At 65.4% G+C, this 18,096-nt stretch carries 16 protein-coding genes (1 of these 16 cut by a window edge); 7 read left to right on the top strand and 9 right to left on the bottom strand.

The features are described 5' to 3' along the window. Positions 1–516, top strand: partial view of a Crp/Fnr family transcriptional regulator gene (locus NEF64_RS07520; protein ID WP_051916314.1) — the 3' portion only. It extends 288 nt beyond the left edge of the window; 516 of the gene's 804 nt are visible here — the last part of the coding sequence; its start codon lies off the left edge, out of view; it ends in the stop codon at positions 514–516. A 197-nt stretch (positions 517–713) separates the two neighbouring features. Here the strand turns inward: NEF64_RS07520 and NEF64_RS07515 are convergent, their stop codons facing one another. Further along, on the bottom strand, positions 714–3,548 hold the full coding sequence (locus tag NEF64_RS07515) for a TonB-dependent receptor (RefSeq protein WP_234387778.1): 2,835 nt from the start codon (positions 3,546–3,548) through the stop codon (positions 714–716). A gap of 874 nt (positions 3,549–4,422) precedes the next feature. Here NEF64_RS07515 and NEF64_RS07510 point away from each other — a divergent pair. The 4 genes from NEF64_RS07510 (at position 4,423) to NEF64_RS07495 (ending at position 7,952) form a co-directional block, all read left to right on the top strand. Next, positions 4,423–5,073: a carbonic anhydrase gene (locus NEF64_RS07510; RefSeq protein ID WP_031394264.1), complete on the top strand. Its 651-nt coding sequence runs from the start codon at positions 4,423–4,425 to the stop codon at positions 5,071–5,073. Between the two features lie 170 nt (positions 5,074–5,243). Beyond that, positions 5,244–6,044, top strand: coding sequence for a class I SAM-dependent methyltransferase (locus NEF64_RS07505; RefSeq protein WP_056406354.1), 801 nt, complete (start codon positions 5,244–5,246; stop codon positions 6,042–6,044). 70 nt (positions 6,045–6,114) lie between these two features. Further along, positions 6,115–7,173, top strand: coding sequence for a sensor histidine kinase (locus NEF64_RS07500; RefSeq protein WP_056406353.1), 1,059 nt, complete (start codon positions 6,115–6,117; stop codon positions 7,171–7,173). 86 nt (positions 7,174–7,259) lie between these two features. Continuing rightward, a complete protein-coding gene (locus tag NEF64_RS07495) occupies positions 7,260–7,952 on the top strand; it encodes a dienelactone hydrolase family protein (protein ID WP_235516368.1) in 693 nt (230 codons plus the stop codon). Positions 7,953–8,006: 54 nt separating this feature from the next. On the opposite strand, the gene NEF64_RS07490 is transcribed toward NEF64_RS07495, so the two are convergent. Continuing rightward, positions 8,007–8,903, bottom strand: a complete 897-nt coding sequence (locus NEF64_RS07490) for an ROK family protein (protein ID WP_031393814.1) — start codon at positions 8,901–8,903, stop codon at positions 8,007–8,009. Positions 8,904–8,974: 71 nt separating this feature from the next. Beyond that, entirely contained in the window at positions 8,975–10,204 is a 1,230-nt protein-coding gene (locus NEF64_RS07485; RefSeq protein WP_043156719.1) for an ROK family transcriptional regulator, read from the bottom strand. A gap of 275 nt (positions 10,205–10,479) precedes the next feature. On the opposite strand from NEF64_RS07485, the gene NEF64_RS07480 reads away from it, so the two are divergent. After that, positions 10,480–10,989 carry a DUF697 domain-containing protein gene (locus NEF64_RS07480; RefSeq protein ID WP_051916327.1) on the top strand — a complete coding sequence of 170 codons (510 nt, stop codon included), beginning with the start codon at positions 10,480–10,482 and terminating at the stop codon, positions 10,987–10,989. 37 nt (positions 10,990–11,026) lie between these two features. Then, positions 11,027–11,323 carry a hypothetical protein gene (locus NEF64_RS07475; protein ID WP_252574737.1) on the top strand — a complete coding sequence of 99 codons (297 nt, stop codon included), beginning with the start codon at positions 11,027–11,029 and terminating at the stop codon, positions 11,321–11,323. Between the two features lie 69 nt (positions 11,324–11,392). On the opposite strand, the gene NEF64_RS07470 is transcribed toward NEF64_RS07475, so the two are convergent. The 6 genes from NEF64_RS07470 to NEF64_RS07445 all read right to left on the bottom strand — a co-directional run bounded on the left by NEF64_RS07470 (position 11,393) and on the right by NEF64_RS07445 (position 17,949). Then, positions 11,393–12,343, bottom strand: a complete 951-nt coding sequence (locus NEF64_RS07470; RefSeq protein ID WP_234387781.1) for a D-alanyl-D-alanine carboxypeptidase family protein — start codon at positions 12,341–12,343, stop codon at positions 11,393–11,395. A 5-nt stretch (positions 12,344–12,348) separates the two neighbouring features. Further along, entirely contained in the window at positions 12,349–12,702 is a 354-nt protein-coding gene (locus tag NEF64_RS07465; RefSeq protein WP_082446833.1) for a hypothetical protein, read from the bottom strand. Positions 12,703–12,713: 11 nt separating this feature from the next. Beyond that, a complete protein-coding gene (locus NEF64_RS07460) occupies positions 12,714–14,291 on the bottom strand; it encodes a L,D-transpeptidase family protein (protein ID WP_234387776.1) in 1,578 nt (525 codons plus the stop codon). A gap of 145 nt (positions 14,292–14,436) precedes the next feature. After that, positions 14,437–16,068 (bottom strand): M28 family peptidase, encoded by a 1,632-nt coding sequence (locus tag NEF64_RS07455; RefSeq protein WP_056406473.1) that lies wholly within the window; start codon positions 16,066–16,068, stop codon positions 14,437–14,439. An 83-nt stretch (positions 16,069–16,151) separates the two neighbouring features. After that, a complete protein-coding gene (locus NEF64_RS07450; protein WP_031441669.1) occupies positions 16,152–16,964 on the bottom strand; it encodes a DUF1206 domain-containing protein in 813 nt (270 codons plus the stop codon). 139 nt (positions 16,965–17,103) lie between these two features. Continuing rightward, positions 17,104–17,949: an EAL domain-containing protein gene (locus tag NEF64_RS07445; protein ID WP_320466491.1), complete on the bottom strand. Its 846-nt coding sequence runs from the start codon at positions 17,947–17,949 to the stop codon at positions 17,104–17,106. Between the last annotated feature and the right edge of the window lie 147 nt (positions 17,950–18,096).

Raw genomic sequence — 18,096 nt, 5'->3', positions numbered from 1 at the left:
GTCGCCTTTTATCTTCCGGGCGATGTCTGTGACTTCGACGTCTTCCTGCTGGCGGGGATGGACCAGACGATCGCCGCGATCACCCCTGCACGCGTTGCGGTGGTCGATGCCCCGATGCTAGCCGTGCTTGCCATCGACCACCCGCCCCTGACGCAGGCCCTGTGGTGGGAATCGCTGACCGCCGCCGCGATCCAGCGCGCCTGGACGCTCAATGTCGGGCAACGCAGTGCCAAACAGCGAATCGCACATCTGTTGTGCGAGCTATATCTGCGAATGGACCGGGTTGGGCTGGTGCAGGACGGCAGCTGTGCGCTGCCGTTGACCCAGTTTCATCTGGGGGATGCCTGTGCGCTGACGTCCATCCACACCAATCGTGCGCTTCAAGAGCTGCGCCGTGACGGCTTGCTGTCGCTCGAGGCCCGACGCCTGACGATCCACGACTGGCCGGCGCTGGTCGATCTGGCCGCGTTCGACCCCGCCTATCTCCAACTGTCCAAGGAGCCCGGTACCTCGTGATAGTGCGGCCCTTGGCTGAACAGCGGCCCGGGTGGTGGTCTGCTTCTTCATAGAGGTCCAGCTAAGGCGGCGTTACCGCTCCAGCGTGCCACGCCACCCCGTTAAGCCATGAACGCCCGCTCGCCACAGAGCCGTCTGCAGACAGGCGGTCTCTGGGCGGGCGAGACTAGACGCGGCCTATCTAGCGGTCGCCAGACCTACAGGCGGAAGGACAGCGACGCGACATAGGTCCGCCCGTTCTTGTAGAAAGCCGTGGGCCGATCGGGCGTCGCGTTATACTGGCGATAGGTCTCGTCGAGCAGGTTCTGCGCGTTGAGCGACAGCGTGACCTGCTTGGTCAAATTGAACCCTGCCGACAGATCGAGCTGGTTATACGCGGCGACCATTTCGCGCGAGCCGAGACGGCCAATCGTGCGGAAATACTTCGTCCGGTAATTGTAGCTCAACCGCGCCTGGAACGGTCCGCTTTCGAAATAGGGGATCACGTTGACGGTGTGCTTCGACAAATAGGGAAGGTTGAGATCGGCGCCCGACGCGTCGGTCGAGGAGGTCGTGCTGTCCTGATAGGTATAATTCGCCTGGAGCCCGAACCCGCCCCAGATCTCGCTCTGCCCGGACACGAGGATGCCGTTCACCTTCGCCTTGCCGCCGTTGATCGGCTGCGAAACGCTGTAATTGTTCTCCAGCCGCCCGGTCAGCGAATTGAACAAAGTCACCCCCTCGGTCCGGGTGGTGATGATGTAGTTGCTGATGTCGCGACGGAAGGCCTCGACCGCGAGCAGGCTGCCCGGACGCGGGTAGAATTCCGCGGTCAGCTCGTAATTGGTCGACTCATACGGCTTCAGATTGGGATTGCCGCCACCCGCATCGCGCGTTGTATCGTTCTGCGAGATCGACGCCGCCAGATCCTGATAGCGTGGCCGCGAGATCACCTTGGCAACCGCACCGCGGAAGATGAGCGACGAACTCGCCTCATAGGCGATGTTGAAGCTCGGCAGGAACTTCAGATAGTCGGTCGAGGTCGTCGTCGGGGTCGGCACGGGGTTGGGGTTGGCCGCGGTCGATAGCGTCAGCGCATAGTCCGACACGTCCTTGGTATAGACCAGCCGGCCACCGATATTACCGCGAAAGCCGCTCTGCTCGAAATTGAGCTGCGCATAGCTCGCCGCGACGGTTTCCTTGACGCGGGTCGACGCGCCGATCTTGCGGATCAGCGGCGAATTGATCGCATTCGCCAGGATATCGATCACCGACTGTTCGGACAGGTTCAGATACTGCGTCGCGTTGCCGAGCCCACCGCTGCCGCTGAATGTGCCGTCCGGAGTCGACGCGGTCGGCACGTTGAGCTGCGATGCAAGCTGCGACGTGGTGAGATAGGTGTTGATGCCGCGACCGTCGATGCGGTTGACATGGTCGGTGACGCGTGCGCCGAGCATCAGCTGCGTGAATGGCCCGAACGACACCGGGATCGTCGCATCATAGCCGCCGAAGATGTCGCGATCGGTCGTCACGCTGTAATCGAGTCCGCCGATCTGCGCGGCGTTCAACTGCGTGCCGCCGACCAGCACCGGGCTGCCCTCGATCTGTGCCGGATTGTTGTTCGGGTTGGTGAAGTAGTTTGCGGGGTTGGTCGGATCGCCGGTGAAATTGACCGTCGCCGTATCGTTGGTGAAGGCATAGCTGAACGGCAGTCTGGTCTGCACGTTGAACAGATATTCGGGATTGCGCCCGCCCCTCGCCCGGCTCCAGCCACCCGCGAACGACACCTTGGCGCCGTCATCGCCTTCCCAATCCGCGAACAAGTTGAGATTGTCGGTGGTCAGCTTGGTCTTACGGACGAGCGTGTCGAGCTGCGCACTCTGGCTCGTGGCGGCACCGAAGGTCGCGGCGTTGACGACCCCGTTACTGATATTGGCGGACTGCAGCACGTTGCCCGTCCAGGCCCCGGGAATGGTGTACATCGACTGGCTGTAATTGTCGTAATTGCCGTTGATGTGCAAACCGTTGAGCGTCAGCGTCAGCTCCGAGCTGGGGCGGTACTGCACAGTGCCTGACACGCTCTTGCGCTCGCGCGTCTGCTGGAAATAGGCATAGTTGATGCCGAACGGCGACGCGGCCTTGTAGAGATCCGCAATCGTTCCGCCAGTGATGGTCGCACCCGGGCTCTTCAGGCTGAGCGTGCCGTCCTGCGCGCGGTTGACGAACGGGCTATTATAGGTGCCGTCCGCATTCGCCGCGGCATTGTCATAGCCGAAGAATTCCACGCCGGCGCGCGTCAGGCTCTGCTTGTCATAGGTCGCGGCCACCAGCACACCGAACGTCTCCGCATCGTTCTTCCAGCTGTACAGCCCCGAACCGCGGACATTGCCCTTGTCCGAACGGTCGTTGTACGAATACCCGCCCGACGCGAAGATCGAATTGGCCTTTAGCTCGAGCGGCCGGCGGGTGCGGACGATGACGGTGCCCCCGAGGCTGCCCTCCTCGATCCGCGGTTCGGGCGACTTGTACACCTCGAGCCGGTCGACGAGTTCGGGCGCGAGCAACGAATAGTTGAAGGTGCGGCTCGAGGGGTCATTGTCGTTGCCGCCCCAATCCGCCGACGCGAGCGCATGACCGTCGAGCAGCATCCGGTTCAGTGCGGGATCGGTACCAAGGATGGCGACCTTCTCGCCCTCGCCAAAGCGCCGGTCGATGCTCACGCCCGGGATGTGCGACAGCGATTCGGCGACGTTGCGGTCGGGAAACTTGCCGATCGCTTCGGCGCTGATCACGTCGACCACGGCATTGGCCTCGCGCTTGACCGCGATCGCGCTGCGCAGACTACCGCGGATACCGGTGACAACGATGTCGCTGTCCGCGTCCCCCGAGGGGGCGGCCTGCGTGGGAGGTGTCTGAGCGGATACGGGCTGCTCGGCGGCGGCTGGCGGGGCGGATGACGGCGCGGTCTGTGCGCCCGCAGGCGCGATCAGTCCGGCGATCGCGCTGGCGACCACGGCGGTGGATGCGAGCAACATCTGCTTAGGAAAAACCATTGGTCAAAGCCCCTTTTCATAGGCGCCATCGCGCCATCCCGATGCAGCCCATGCCTGCACCCGTAAATCCCGCGAATCGCCCGGTATTCTTTTGGTAGCCAGGTCGATGTCTAGGCGCCGCTACCTATATCAAATTCATTTTCCGAATCTAATGCGAAAATTACCTTTTTATTACCAATTCTGAGAGGGACGCATTTCAGTCCGGCGGTTGCCCCCGTGGCTGCGGACCTGACGCCAGCGAGACCCGGGCCAAGTCCGTTCGACAAGGCAAGACGCGTCAGCGCATCAATTTTCCAATATACTCCACGCCTCCAAAGATGGTGTGAGGCGCGGATCAAAGGCACATTCTGCCACCTTGCGAGGGACTTACCCGCGCTTACTGACAGGCGCTAGCGCATCATGACCCCGGAAGCCCACGCCAGGGCCGACCGCAACGGATCGAATACTCACTTAGGCTCGAGTAGTATTCGCTGGCGACGTGCAAATAAGGGCAACATTCCATACCAAAGTAGGATATTTGGGGCATTCAACGAGCCATGCGGTTCGCGCACAGCGGATGGCGCTACCACCCCTAGCGTAAGCGCTGATCAGGCGAGCGCGGAACATCCGCGCTGCGAGATGCTGCGCGCGGCAGCGCCCTGTCCATGGCGCCGGAGCCCCTGCCCATGGCATAGGGCCTGACCAACCCCATGGTCGCGCAATTCATCCGTGTGGGGGGCGTGCCTACGATTCCCCCGCACCTGCGCCACTCGCGGGGCAGATCGCTCGCCCTATCGCAGGATCGGCAGTGTTGCGGGCTTCCCGGGGAACCGCTCGCATGACAAGGGGTTTCTGAAATTGGCCGTTTTGGCCGTATCCCGGGAGACGATACACAATGACTGATTTTGCCGATCTTGTAGATGGATACCAGCGGTTTCGGACGTCTGACTGGCGCCGCCAGCATGACCGTTGGGAGAAATTGAAAGTCGGACAGGAACCGCGCGTCATGGTGATCGCCTGTTCGGACAGCCGGGTCGAACCCGCGCAGATCTTCGACACGTTGCCTGGTGAGATGTTCGTCGTCCGCAACGTCGCCAACCTTGTTCCGCCGTTCGAGACGGGTGGCGGCTATCACGGCGTTTCTGCCGCGGTGGAATTTGCGGTCACGCAGCTCAAGGTCGGCGAGATCGTCGTACTCGGCCATGGCCAGTGCGGCGGCTGCAAGGCGGCGCTCGCAGGCACGTTCGACAAGGCAGAGCGCGGCCAGGGTGGCTTCATCAGTGACTGGGTGCATCTGCTCGATGGCGCACGCGAGTCCGTCGCCAAGGATCATGCCGATCTGAAGTCTGAAGAGGCTCGCGAGGCGATGGAGCAGGCTGCCGTTCGGACGTCGATTGAAAATCTGCGGACCTTCCCGTTCGTCCGCGATGCAGAGGCTGCCGGCGATCTCGAGATCCGCGGCGCGGTGTTTGCGATCGACGACGGCATTCTGCGCGTGATGGACGAGGATGGCGGGTTCACGCCGGCTCAGCCCCGCGCGGACTGATGCCGAGGCCGGGCCGGCGAAAGTCTCGTCGGCCCGGCGCATCTTTACTTCAAACCTTATCTGCTGGCCGCTGCGAGCTCTCGCAAATGGTCAGGGGAGACCGAGACTGTAGGCGGGTTGCGGCCCGTCAGATTAGGGCGCTATGTTGCTGGCTTCTGACTGGAGGTCCTATGACGCGCCTTGCCTTGGTTATCGCTGCCGGCCTGTCGGCCGCCACAGCGGCATATGCCGCACCCGATCCCGCGCCGAGCGCCGCCCTGGTCGCGGCAACCAAAGCCGGGACGCGAACGCCCGCGACGATCGCGCGCGACGCTTTCCGCCACCCCGCCCAGACGCTGGCGTTTTTCGGTGTGAAGCCTGGTGACACGATCGTCGAGATCTGGCCCAGCGGCGGCTGGTATACCGAGATCCTTGCGCCCTATCTCGCGGCCCGCGGCACGCTTTATGCCGCTGCGCCGAGCGAGAAGGGTCTCGCAGCTGTCCGGGCCAAGCGCCAGGCGATGCCCGAAGCCTATCGCGCGCTGCGCTATGCCATGTTCCCGGCAGTCGCCGGCCAGCCGACCGTTCCCGCAGGCTCGGCGGACGTCGTGCTGACCTTCCGCAACGTGCACAACTGGCGGTTCGGGGCCGCCGATCAGACCCAGGCCGCGTTCGACCAGATGTTCGCGATGCTCAAGCCCGGCGGCACGCTTGGCCTTGTCGAACACCATCTGCCCGAAGCGTCGGGCAAGATCGAGGAAGGCAAGAGCGGCTATATGAAGCGGTCTTCGGTCATCGCCTATGCCACCAAGGCAGGATTCAAGCTGGCAGGCGAGAGCGCGGTGAATGCGAACCCGAAGGATACGCATGACTATCCCAAGGGCGTGTGGACCCTGCCGCCCAATTACGCCGAGGGCGATGTTGGCCGCGCGCGCTATGCCGCGATCGGCGAAAGCGACCGGATGACGCTCAAGTTCGTCAAACCCCGTTGATCGCCGCGCAGAGTGTCACCCGCCGCATCCAAGATTTGGAAGCGGCGGGCTACACTGTTACGACACCCGTGTGACCGCCACCCCACTCCGTTTCCTCGAACGTCTGCCGCTGCTATGGGATCGCCGCGCCATCGCGTACGGCGTTGCGGTCGCCCTCTCCATCGCTGCCTGCGCGATCCGGATCGGCGTCGATCACCTGCTGCCGCCCGGTTTTCCGTTCCTGACCTTCTTCCCGGCGGTCATCATCTCGTCCTTCCTGCTCGGGCGCGGTCCCGGTTCGGCGGCTGCGCTGCTGTGCGGTGTGCTGGCCTGGTATTATTTCATCGCGCCACGCCAAGGGTTCACACTCGGCGTCGATACCGCGGTAGCACTGCTCTTCTATGCCGCAGTCGCTGCCGTCGACATCGCGCTGGTCCACTGGATGCAGCAGGCCAATCACCGGCTGCGCGACGAGCGCGAACGCAACGCCGACCTTGCGCTGCGCAGCGGGCTGCTGGCTGATCGGACCGAGGTGCTGTTCCGCGAATTGCAGCACCGCGTATCGAATAATCTCCAGATGATCGGGGCCGTCCTCGCGTTGCAAAAGCGCGGTATCGCCGACCCTGCCGCGGCTCTTGCACTCGACAATGCAGCGACCAAGATCACGCTGATCGGCCGGATCCAGCGGCAGCTTTACGATACCAGCGGATCGCTGATCGCGCTCGACCAGTTCCTCCATCAACTGACTGCCGACGTGATCGAGGCGGGTGGCAATCCGGGTATCGTCCACTCGGTTTCCGCACCGCCCGGCGTCATGCTACCCCCCGACGCGCTGATCCCCGTTGCGCTGATCATGGCGGAGGCGATCGCCAACGCGATCGAGCATGGGCTGGTGGGACGCGATCATGGCAGCATCCGGGTCGATCTCGTCCAAACCGCCACCGGGTTGCAGCTCTGCGTGACCGACGACGGCGCCGGACTGCCCGAGGGATTCGACACGCGCGGCTCGACGAGCCTCGGCCTGAAGATCGCCACCACGCTAGCGCGACAGCTCGGTGGCAGCTTCGACGTCAGAAGCGCTGAGCCGGTCGGCGCACAAAGCGTGCTGACCATTCCCCATTCCCCCGCAGGACAGCCCCCTACCCCATGATCATCCGCAGCGACGAATTCATTGATATCCCTCGCATCGCCAGCGGCACTCCTTCGGATGACGCCATGCCGTCACAAGGCGGCGTCATGCGCACGCACCTGTTCCGCCCCGCGGTCGAGGGACGCTATCCCGGCGTTCTGCTGTTCTCGGAAATCTACCAGGTCACGGACCCGATCCGCCGGCTTGCTGCCTATGTCGCCGGTCACGGCTTCTGCGTCGCGGTGCCCGAGGTCTATCATGAGTATGAGCAACCCGGGACGGTGCTGCGCTACGACGCGGCCGGCACCGATCGCGGCAACGCGCTGAAGGTCACGAAACCGGTTCACGCCTTTGACGAGGATGCGGTCGCAGCGCTCGACGGCCTTGCTGCGCACCCCGCCTGTACCGGGCGGCTCGCGACGATGGGCGTCTGCCTGGGGGGACATCTTGCCTACCGCGCCGCACTCGATCCCCGCGTCGCAGCAGCGGCGTGCTTTTACGCGACCGACATCCACAGCGGCACGCTGGGTGAAGGCAAGCAGGATGACAGTCTGGCGCGCATGGAGGAGCTGAAGGCGGAAACGCTGTTCATCTGGGGGCGGCAGGACCCGCATGTCCCGTTTGCCGCGCGCGAGACGATCCGCGCACGGCTGGAGGCGGTCGGCGCCAATTATGGCTGGCTCGAGGTCAACGGCCAGCACGCGTTTCTCCGTGACGAGGGACCACGCTATGATCCCGCCCTGTTCGCCCAGACGCTGAACGCGGTCATCGCTCTATTTAACCGCACCCTAGCCGGATGACGGCCCACCGCCGGTCAGCCGGCTAGGCGCCTCGCGGGCTCCGACGCAGGAGGCTCAGCGCGGCCACAACCGCGCTGCGCCGCGCACGCCCGAGGAATCACCCCAACGGGCCGGCACCACCTGCCCCTTCCAGTCGCCACCGAAGCTGTAGCGATCGATCACCGCGGGAAGCCGGGCGTAGATCGCCTCGACATTCGACATGCCGCCGCCGAACACGAAGACGTCCGGGTCGACGATATTGGCGATCATCGCCAGCGCGCGTCCAAGCCGATCGACATAGGCGTCGAGCGATGCGACCGCGTCGGCTTCGCCGTGTCGCGCGGCCTCGACGATCGCGGCGCCGTCGAGCATCTGCCCGGACCGGGCGGCATGATCCTGCCGGAAACCGGTCCCCGATATCAGCATGTCGAGGCACCCGCTTTGTCCGCACCAGCAGGACGGACCGGGATATTCCGCCGCGGTCATCCATGGAAGCGGAACATGGCCCCATTCGCCGCCCATGCCGTTCGCGCCCTCGACGATGTGCCCGTCGACGACCAGTCCGCCTCCGACGCCGGTCCCGACGATCACCGCAAAGGCGGACCGCGCCCCCGCTGCCGCCCCGTCGACCGCCTCGGACAGCGCCATGCAATTCGCGTCATTGGCCATCCGGACCTGACGGCCGAGAGCAGTCTCCAGATCCTCGCGAAAGGCGCGGCCGTTGAGGAAGGTGGCGTTCGAGTTGCGCATCAGCCCGTCGCGCGGACTGATCGATCCGGGCGTACCGACCCCGATCGAGCCCATGGCGCCCGCCTCGCTCTCGGCGCGAGCGATCAGCTCGCCGATCGTCCCGATGGCGTCGTCGTAATTTCCCGGGTTCGGGCTGCGCACGCGGGCGAGGAACTGGCCGTCGGCGTCAAGGGCCGCTGCCTCGATCTTCGTGCCGCCGACATCGATACCGATCTGGATCACTGCATCTCTCTCTGACTTTGGTTTGGAGGCACCCTGCCCGCGAGAAAGATAAAGTCAATTTGCTTTAACAATCAGCCCTTAATCAGGATGGCGTCCGACGGCAGGATCCGGTCGAGAAACGGCAGGATCGCAGCGCCCACGGCGGGCGCATCGCGCGAGAGTGTGGCGCGCCGGATCGGTGCACGCGCCGGGATCGTCGGCGCCGCCGCGATCAGCTTGCGCGTCGTTTCCGACGCCAGTCGGTCGAGCACCAGGTCGGGGAGACGTCCGCCGATCAGCACCGCGGCCGGGTTGATCAGGCAGTTGACGGCGGTCAGCGCGGGCACGAGCGCGCTCGCGCACTCGTCGACCCATGCATCAAGTGTCGCACCGAACTGTTCAGCAACGTCCAGCGCCGGGTCGAACGGCGTAGTCAAGCCAGCCTGTTCAAGCCGCGCGGCGAGCGCGGACAAGGACACCACGTCCTGAAGCACCTGTCCCGGCATGCCCGCCAGAGGCAGAAAGCCGAGCTCCCCGCTGCGGGCGTCGGCGCCGCGATAATAGGATCCGTCGATGACGACCCCGCCCCCAAGCCCTGCGCTGACCAGAATGTAGAAGAAGCTCGCATGGTCGAGCCCGCCACCGAACTGCGCCTCGCCGATCGCCGCCGCCGCCGCGTCATTGTCGATATGGACCGACCAGGGAACGACACCGGCGAGCAGCGCCTGGAGGTCGACAGCACCCCAGCATTCATAGCCCGCCGGACGATGCGGCAACGCCACCTGCCCCAGATCGTCGGGCAGTGCCACGCCGACGCCAAGTATCCTGTCTGCGCGCAGCACGCCCGATCCCCGGATCTCGGCGATCTCCTTGCCGACGATGCCAATGATGTCGTCGGGCATCGCGAACGCGATCTGCTGTGTGAACCGGGACCGGACCTGCCCTGCCAGATCGAGCGATACGAGCGTGACGTGATCACGGTCGATGTTCAGCCCGATCGCGAAGCATCCATCGGGGTTAATCCGCAACCGCACCGCCGGCTGGCCGCGTCCGCCCTTGCGGCGCCCGGCATCGACGATGAGATCAGCCTCGAACAGGCGCCCCGTGATATTCGCGATCGTCGGCGCGGTGAGGTTGGTCATCGTCGCGATCTCGGTCCGGGTAATGTCCGGATTTCGACGGATGACCTGGAGCACGACGCGCTGGTTATAGTCGCCCGCCCGTTCGAGATTCGTGCCCGACAGGCTTGGGCCAAGCCGCACCGCGCGCTCCTCCGCAGTCACCCCGCCACCGGCATGCGGCTCGAAATCCGAGAAATCCACGGCTTGCTCCCTCCCCGGAACGTCGAGGCGCGCATCGATGTGATTTCGCGCGCCGCCCCGTCAGTCGTGCGTGCCGACGGCCCCAAATGCGATCCTATAGTCCGACATCCACCCCAGCCGGTCAATTGAATATGCCAAGTTGGTTATATCTCCGCACCGGAAAGCACACCGGGTTGGCACGACGCCGTGCACACGGCCGCGAACAAGCGACATCGCGCAGTTGCAAAGCCTGTGGTATCGCGCCGCAATTCAACCATTTGGAAAGATCGACATCGATGATTACACGGCTCGAAGATCTGGAGCGGGTCCGCGCCGAATGCCGGTCGCTTGTCACCCGGCGATCCTTGATGTCGGCGGGCGCCGCGGTCGTACCGATTCCGGGCGTCGACCTGGTCGCGGATGTCGGCCTGTTGACCACCCTGCTGCCGAAGATCAGCGAAATGTTCCAGCTCGATCACGAACAGGTGCAAAAGCTCGAGCCGCATCTCGCGCAGCAGGTGCTGGTGATGGCGTCGAGCATGGGCAATAACGTGATCGGGCGCATGGTCACCAAGCGGGTCGTGGCGGCGCTGCTGCGGCGCGTCGGTGCGCGGGTCGCGGCGGGATCGCTTGCCAAATATGTACCGTTCGTCGGTTCTGCCTTCGCCGCCACGATCAGCTTCGGCGCGATGAAGCTGGTCGGCAACGCGCATATCGAGGATTGCTACAAGACGGCGCTGGCCTTGCTGCCCGCGTCGGGGCAAATCGCTCCGGTCTCGACCCCGGCGGGCGGTATCGCACGCTGACCCGGCGCACGCAGCGCCCCACGAAGAGGACCGACACATGGCGAAACAATATTGGGCACAGTTGATCGACTTCGAAGAGGAGATGCAGTCCGCATGCATCTCCGGCGCGACCGATCACGAGGATGCCGCCGAGACGCTCATCTCCGACTTCGTCGGGCAGATGGGTGGAAAAATCACCAAGGGCGCTGTGCGCGTCTGGGTACAGGGCGAAAACCGCGAGAAGGTCTATGACTGGACCGTCGACCTGATCATCCCAGAGGATGACGGCACGCACGGCGGCGAGGATGAAGAGATCGAGGTCGAGGCCGAGATCGAGTTGATCGAACGCACCTGACGCCCCCGCGCCAATCAGGCACCCCGTGCGCCGTGGCGTACGGAGTGCCCTGGCTTGAGCCGTAACAGATTAGCTCGGGGCGCCCTCGCCGCCGTTGAACCCGCGCTCGAGAATCTGCGCGACCAGCCGATCGCGTGAGCGCGCGGTGCGCTCGCCCAGGACGACGGCGATCAGTCGGCGGTTGCCGCGCTTTGCCGATGCCGCCAGATTGAACCCGGCCTCGACCGTATAGCCGGTCTTGATGCCGTCGAGTCCGTCAAAGGCGCCGAGCATGTGATTGTGGTTCTGCAACTGCCGTCCCGCCCAGCGAAACGACCGGGTGCTGAAATAGGCATAGCGATCCGCATGCTGGTCGATCAGTGCCTTGGACAACATGGCCATGTCGGTCGCGGTCGTGAGATTGGCGCCGGGCAATCCGGTGACGTTGGTGAACAACGTGCGCCGCATGCCGAGCGTCCGCGCCTTCGCAGTCATCCGCCGCGCGAAGCCGGCTTCGCTGCCACCCAGTTTTTCGGAAAGCGCTACCGCCACGTCATTGGCCGAACTCACCGCGATCGCCCGGATGGCTTCACCGACGGTCAGCCCGGCACCGGGCCGCAGACCGAGCCGTGACGGCGGCTGGTTCGCCGCGGCCCGCGAGAATTTGACGGTGTCGGACAGCTGCAGCTTGTTCGCGTCGAGCGCGTCGAACGCCAGGAACAACGTCATCATCTTGGTCAGCGACGCGGGTCGACGGACCAGATTGGCCCCTTGCGCATATAATACCCGGCCATCGCGCGCATCGATCAGGATGGCCGACACCGTCCGCGCCGCCGCCGGCGATGGCGCGGCGAGCACCGGTTCCGCCAAAGCCGGAACCGCCATTGCCGTCCCGGGAATCGCCGCCAGCGGAACCGGCGCGGCGCGGCTCGCCACCCCGGCGGGCGACGCCGTCGATACCGCAGACGACATGGGCAGAACCAGCGTGGCCAGCGCCGCCAGCACGGCCGGGATACGGCGCTGATAGGCGCCGGTCGGCATCAGCCTCACTGCGGCTCCATCTCGTTCGTGGCGGGCACGTCATCGGCGGGTTCGCTCGCGCTGCTGCCGTCGCGGCGGACGCGCGCAGTCATTCCCGTCGCATCGGCATCGTCCTGCATCTGAACGTCCGGCGCGATTTCCGGAGCGGGCGGTGCCTCGGCTTTCACCTCTGCAGGGGCGGGCGCAGGCGCTTCCTCGACCACCGCCGGCGCTTCGGCTTCAGCCGGGGCCTCTTCCTCATACGCGCTGTTTTCGGTCACGGGTGCGGTGTCCGGCTCGGACGGGGAACAGCCGCCGAGCGCGGTCGCGAACAGGCTCGCGCCGAGCGCGAAGCGGATCGCATGTGTCTTGGTCGTCATGGTCATGTCCCTCATCGTGCTGCCATCGCCTGCGCCGCCGACCGTGCCTCGATCTTGGAGGCCAGTGTCGAATCCCAGCTATAGGGATCCGCGCGGAAGTTCATCTGGCCGTTACCACTGGCGAATGCCGTCCAATAGAGGAGATAAACCGACACGGGCTTGCTGAGCCGCGCCCGCACCGTCGTGCCCTTGTCGACCGTCGCCGCGACCATCTCGGGGGTCCATTGCGGATCACCCGCGAGCAGGAGGTTGGCAAGCTCGGCGGGCTTTTCGAGCCGGACGCACCCGTGGCTCGCCAGACGGCTGAAGCTCGCAAACTTCGCGCGTGACGGGGTGTCGTGCAGATACACCGAATAGGGATTGTCGAAATCGAACTTGTACCGCCCCAGCGCGCTCTGCGTACCAGCGGCCTGCTGCAGCCGCGTGCCGCCGATCACCTTGAAGCCATTGCGCTTCAGGTATCCCGGATTGGCCTTTTCCTTCGGCCACAGTTCGCGCGTCGCGATCGAGGTCGGGACGTTCCAGGGCGGGTTGATCACGACGCTATGGATCGTCGAGGTCAGCATTGGCGTCTCGTCGCCGGGGCGCCCGGTGACCGCGCGCATCGAAGTGATCGGCCGGTCGCCGTCGAATACCGTCAGGACCGCGGCGGCGATGTTCACCTGGATGCGATCCTTGGGCAGCTCCTGCGGCAGCCAGCGCCAGCGCTCCATGTTCGCCATGATCTGGCGGACGCGATCGGTCGCCGAGACGTTCAGCGCACCCAGCGTCTGCCCCGACACGATCCCGCTCGGATTGAGTCCGTAGCGCCGCTGCGCGCGACGTACCCCCTCGAGCAGCGCAGCGTCGAACCTGTCGCCGCCGGCCGATACGTCCTTGTCCTCGATCGCAAGGCGCTGGCGCAGCGCGGTCACGCGTGGGCCCGTCGCGCCGATCGTCATATCCGGGCCACTCGCCAGCATGGACCAACCGCCCGCCGCCGCGATCGCGCGATAGCGCTCGAGCCCGGCCTTGAGCCCGTCATACCCTGAATAGGGCGGTGGCAACGCGGCGAACCACGCGGCGATCCGGTCACGCTTCACCGCGTCGGCAAAGCCCGGCAGCGGATCGAAGGCGGGCGGGCGCATGCCCCAGTCCCGCTGGAAGTCCGCTTCGGACAACCGCCCGGCATGGACGGCGCGGGCATGGTCGAGCGCTTCGCGGACCAATGTGTCATTGTCGACGTCGAGCACCAGCGCCGGCCGCGCGAACGCGAGCCCCTGCCCCATCGTGTCCGACGCAAGCAGCTTCTGCAGCTGCTTGACCTGGGCAACGGACAGCACCGGCATGCGAACGGTAGGCACCACCGGCGGCACCGCCATCCGCGGCGTCATCGCCTGGGCCGGAAGCGCAGGCTGGCTGGCCGGCGGGGCCGATGGGGCGACGGGCCTTTGCGGCTGGGTCTGGAACAGTTGCGGCGGTACCAGCTGCTCCTGCGCCGCTCGGGCCGAAACGGCGTCGACCGGGAGCAACAGGGCCACCACCGCGGCACCGCTCAGCATCGTGCCGAACCAGGGGGCGTTCGTCTTTGTCTTTGAAAGGCTTTGCATAGCGTCCCTATAGCGATCGCGTCCTGCGTCGCACGGGCAATATCGCCCTAGCCTGAATAAAGCCCGGACGACGCGATATTTCCCGCCGCCTTGATGACTATCACAGGGCCCAACGCCCCCTTCGGCCTGGGCACGGCCGTGCCCGTCATTTGCGCGCCGCCCGAGTCGCGTCGCGCTCCGCCGCGAACGGCTCGGACGCGTTCCAGACTGGCCATGCCGTCCCCTCGGCGACCTCGCGGCCCAGCGCATAGGCGACGCTACCCTCCTGCGCGGCGCCGGTCATGTCCCAGCGCGCGTCGAACTCGTCGCAGGTCTGGTGATAGCATCGTGCGTTGAACCGATCGCGCATCGCCTCGCCTGCCTTCGTCCCGCCCGTCACGAGATCGCGGCCCGCGCGGAAATACACCCCCGGCACGCCCTTCTGCGCGAGCGCATAATGGTCCGAGCGGTAATACCAGCCCGCCTCGGTATTCTCCTCGGGCACGATCCGCAGCCCCTGCACCGCCGCAACCCGCTCGAGATCGCGCTCCATCGGCGTTCGCCCGACGCCGATCAGCTCGAGATCGCGCGTCCGCCCCAGCACGACATGCGGGTCGAGATTGAACTGTGCTGCGGTCGTCGCGAGCGGCAGGACGGGGTGGTCGGCATACCAGCTTGCGCCGAGCAGCCCCTTTTCTTCCGCAGTCCACAGCGCGAACACGACGGAACGCCGCGGCCGGGCGGCGCCGGCATAGGCGTGCGCGATCTCGAGTAGCGTCGCGGTGCCGGTCCCGTTGTCGATCGCGCCGTTGCGGATCCGGTCCGCGGGCGGATCGAACGCGTTCTCCCCATAGGCATCCCAATGCGCGCCATAGAGAATGCTGCCCGCCGCGGGATCGGTGCCCGGAAGAACGCCGACGACATTGTGGCTCGCGACATGTTCCATCCTTGTTTCGACCCGCGCCGACAGGGTCGCCCCCTTCAACATGATCGCAGCGAAATCGGCGCGCTGTGCCGCAGCCTTCGCCGCGGCATAATCCAGCCCCGCCTGCCGCAGCAGACGGATTCCAATGTCGTTGCGCAGGTTGCCGCGCAGTCCGAACGCCGCAGGCACCGTCCCGGTGTCGAGCGCATAGCCCGGTACCGCGTCGCCGTTCGCGATCTGCAGCCAGGGATAGCTGGCTGGGAACGTCTCGTGGATCGTCAGGAACGCCGCAGCGCCGCGCTTCTGCGCCTCGGTGAGCTTGGTTCGCGCAGCAGGGCTCGACGCGCGTCCGCCGAATCCCAGGTCGCGCCCCGCCTCGACATCGGGATCGCCGGCCAGGGCGACGACGATCTTGCCGCGCACATCGACCCCGCGATACGGATCATAGCCGAGCTTCGGCTCGACCACGCCATAGCCGACAAACACGATATCGGCATGATCGAGCGCGGTCGTGCCGACGATCCGCGACGATGCCGCGATCTCGATCCCCGGCCGTAATGGCACCGACTGATCGCCGAGATGCAGCGTGAAGGTTGCGGCATCGCGGGTCCAGCGCAGCAGGGGCATACGCTGCCGATAGCTGGCGCCGGCAATGGGTTTCAGCCCGAGTTGCTTGAAGCGTCGCTCGAGGAATTCGAGCGTGACCGCCTCACCCGCTTGAGTAGGCCCGCGCCCGTGGAATGCATCCGCGCTCAGTGTCTTGACGTCCGCCTTGATCCGGTCCGGCGACAGGATGGGCGGCCGTGGATCAGCGGCGATGGCGGCGGTAGTGGCCGAGACGGTGAGCAGCAGCAGCGGCAGGAGGCGTTTCATCGGCATAACCTGCCCGCGATGTGTCACGTGCACAAGCGAACGAATGAGATCGCACGCTATTCCCGCGCCTTAGGCCGCGATCTTCAGCCCGGCAGACGAACCTGAACGCGGCGAAAGCGCGCTTCGACAAAGCTGTAGACGCCGAACAATCCCAGCCCGACGCCCGTCGCGGCCAACAGCCATTTGCCCCCCGGCTGGTCCTGCAGCATCGCCAGCGCGTCGGCCATGCCGCCGGCTTCGGTCGCATGCGCCTGCCATGCCGCGACCGCGAAAAAGCCCGCGATGATCGTGAAGACGACCGCGCGGGCGCCATACCCCAGCCGCCCCATCGTGCAGACATAGGAAGGCAGCGAGCCGTCATTGTGCAGGTCCTTGACGAAATCGCCCTTCCAGGCTTTCTTCGCCTGCATCACCGCCGCGGTGAGGATACCGATTGCGACCACGGCAACCAGCACGCGGCCGAACGGCACCGACAGCAGCCAGCCGGTCCAGTCGCGGGCACTCTCGTCACCCGGGGACTGCCCGCCGCCGCCCGTCCTTGGTTGCCAGGCGAGACGTGCCGCACTCCAGGCAAGGATGAGGTGGGCGATCCCGCTGACGACGTGCCCGATCCGGGTCAAGGCGCCCTTGGCGTCGCGCATGATCTGCTCCGGATCGGCGATCGCTTCGGTCAGCCGCCATACCGCATAGCCGAGCAGACCCGCGGCAATGACGGCCAGCAGGACGGCACCGAGCTGCTCGTCCGCCAGCGATCCGATCGCACCCTGATTGTCGGCGATCGTTCCGCCGCGCATTGCGGCATCGACCGCAAACCAGGCAACCAGACAATAAACCAGCCCGCGCGCGGCGAAGCCGAGACGTGCGAGTTGCGTCGCACGGACATCCGAGATGGTCACCGCAAATCCCCCTGGATCATATTGATCGTTACGCCGGCTAAACCCGCCGTGCGCAGCGACGTTCCGCCGGCGGTCACGACATCGCCGCGGCGACGCGGATCGGCGCAGCCCGGTACCGCGCCCGGGCCGCACCGGACCGTCAGGCGTGGATCACCTCTGCGGCGTCCGCGAAGGGGACCGGAAGGCGTGCAATCGCGGGATGCGCGATCAGGTAGCCCTGGCACAACCGTACCCCGAGCGCGCGCAACGCCGCCAGTTCGCCCGAAGTCTCGATCCCCTCGGCGATCGGGATGATGCCAAGTTCGTCGCACAATGCGATGACCGCGGCGACGATCGACCGCTTCACGGCGGACCCGTCGATCCCGCGGATCAATGCCATGTCGATCTTGATGACATCGGGATTGAGTTCGGCAAGCAGCCCTAGCCCCGCATAGCCCGCGCCGAAATCGTCGATCGCGGTCACGAACCCTTGTGCACGGTACGCCTCGATGATCCGCCGTACATGCGGCACGTCGCGCATGCGTTCGTTCTCGGTGAATTCGAACATCAGGTTGCGCTTGTCGAAGCCGACCCGCGCCGCTGCCCCCAGCGTCGCCCGGATACAGGCATTGGGTTCATAGACCGCGTTCGGCATGAAATTGATCGACAGCTTCACGTCCTCGCCCGGCGTGAACAGCGCGCCAGCCATCTCCACGGCACGCACACGGCAAGCCTGATCGAACCCGTAGATCATGTCCCCCGACACCCTGTCGAGGATCGCCCCCGCGCCCGCACCGTCGGTGCCGCGAACCAGCGCTTCATAGGCCCAGACCCGCTCCGTCGCGATGTTGACGATCGGCTGGAACGCCATCGTGAAGTCGAACGGGAGCATGCTGCCGGTGCCACAGGCACCGCACGTCACACGGGTTGCCGTCTCGACTGGTGCGATCGCGTCCGCTGGAGCGCGAGATGCAGCCCGGAATGGGGCGGGGTCGATAAATGTCACTGTCGCTCCTTACCGCGCTCTGTCGGGGCCGGACGGGCATGAGAACCGGCGCGACGCCACCTCACTCCAAACTCGGTGAGGTCATTGTTAATCTACAACAATTAACAGAATGAGTAGTACTAGTTTGTTATCATAGATCAAGTATCT

The organism is Sphingomonas aerolata (genome assembly GCF_023935825.1).
Lineage (GTDB): Bacteria > Pseudomonadota > Alphaproteobacteria > Sphingomonadales > Sphingomonadaceae > Sphingomonas > Sphingomonas aerolata.
The sequence above is the reverse complement of the archived record's forward strand: the minus strand, read 5'-3'. Positions and strand labels throughout refer to the sequence as shown.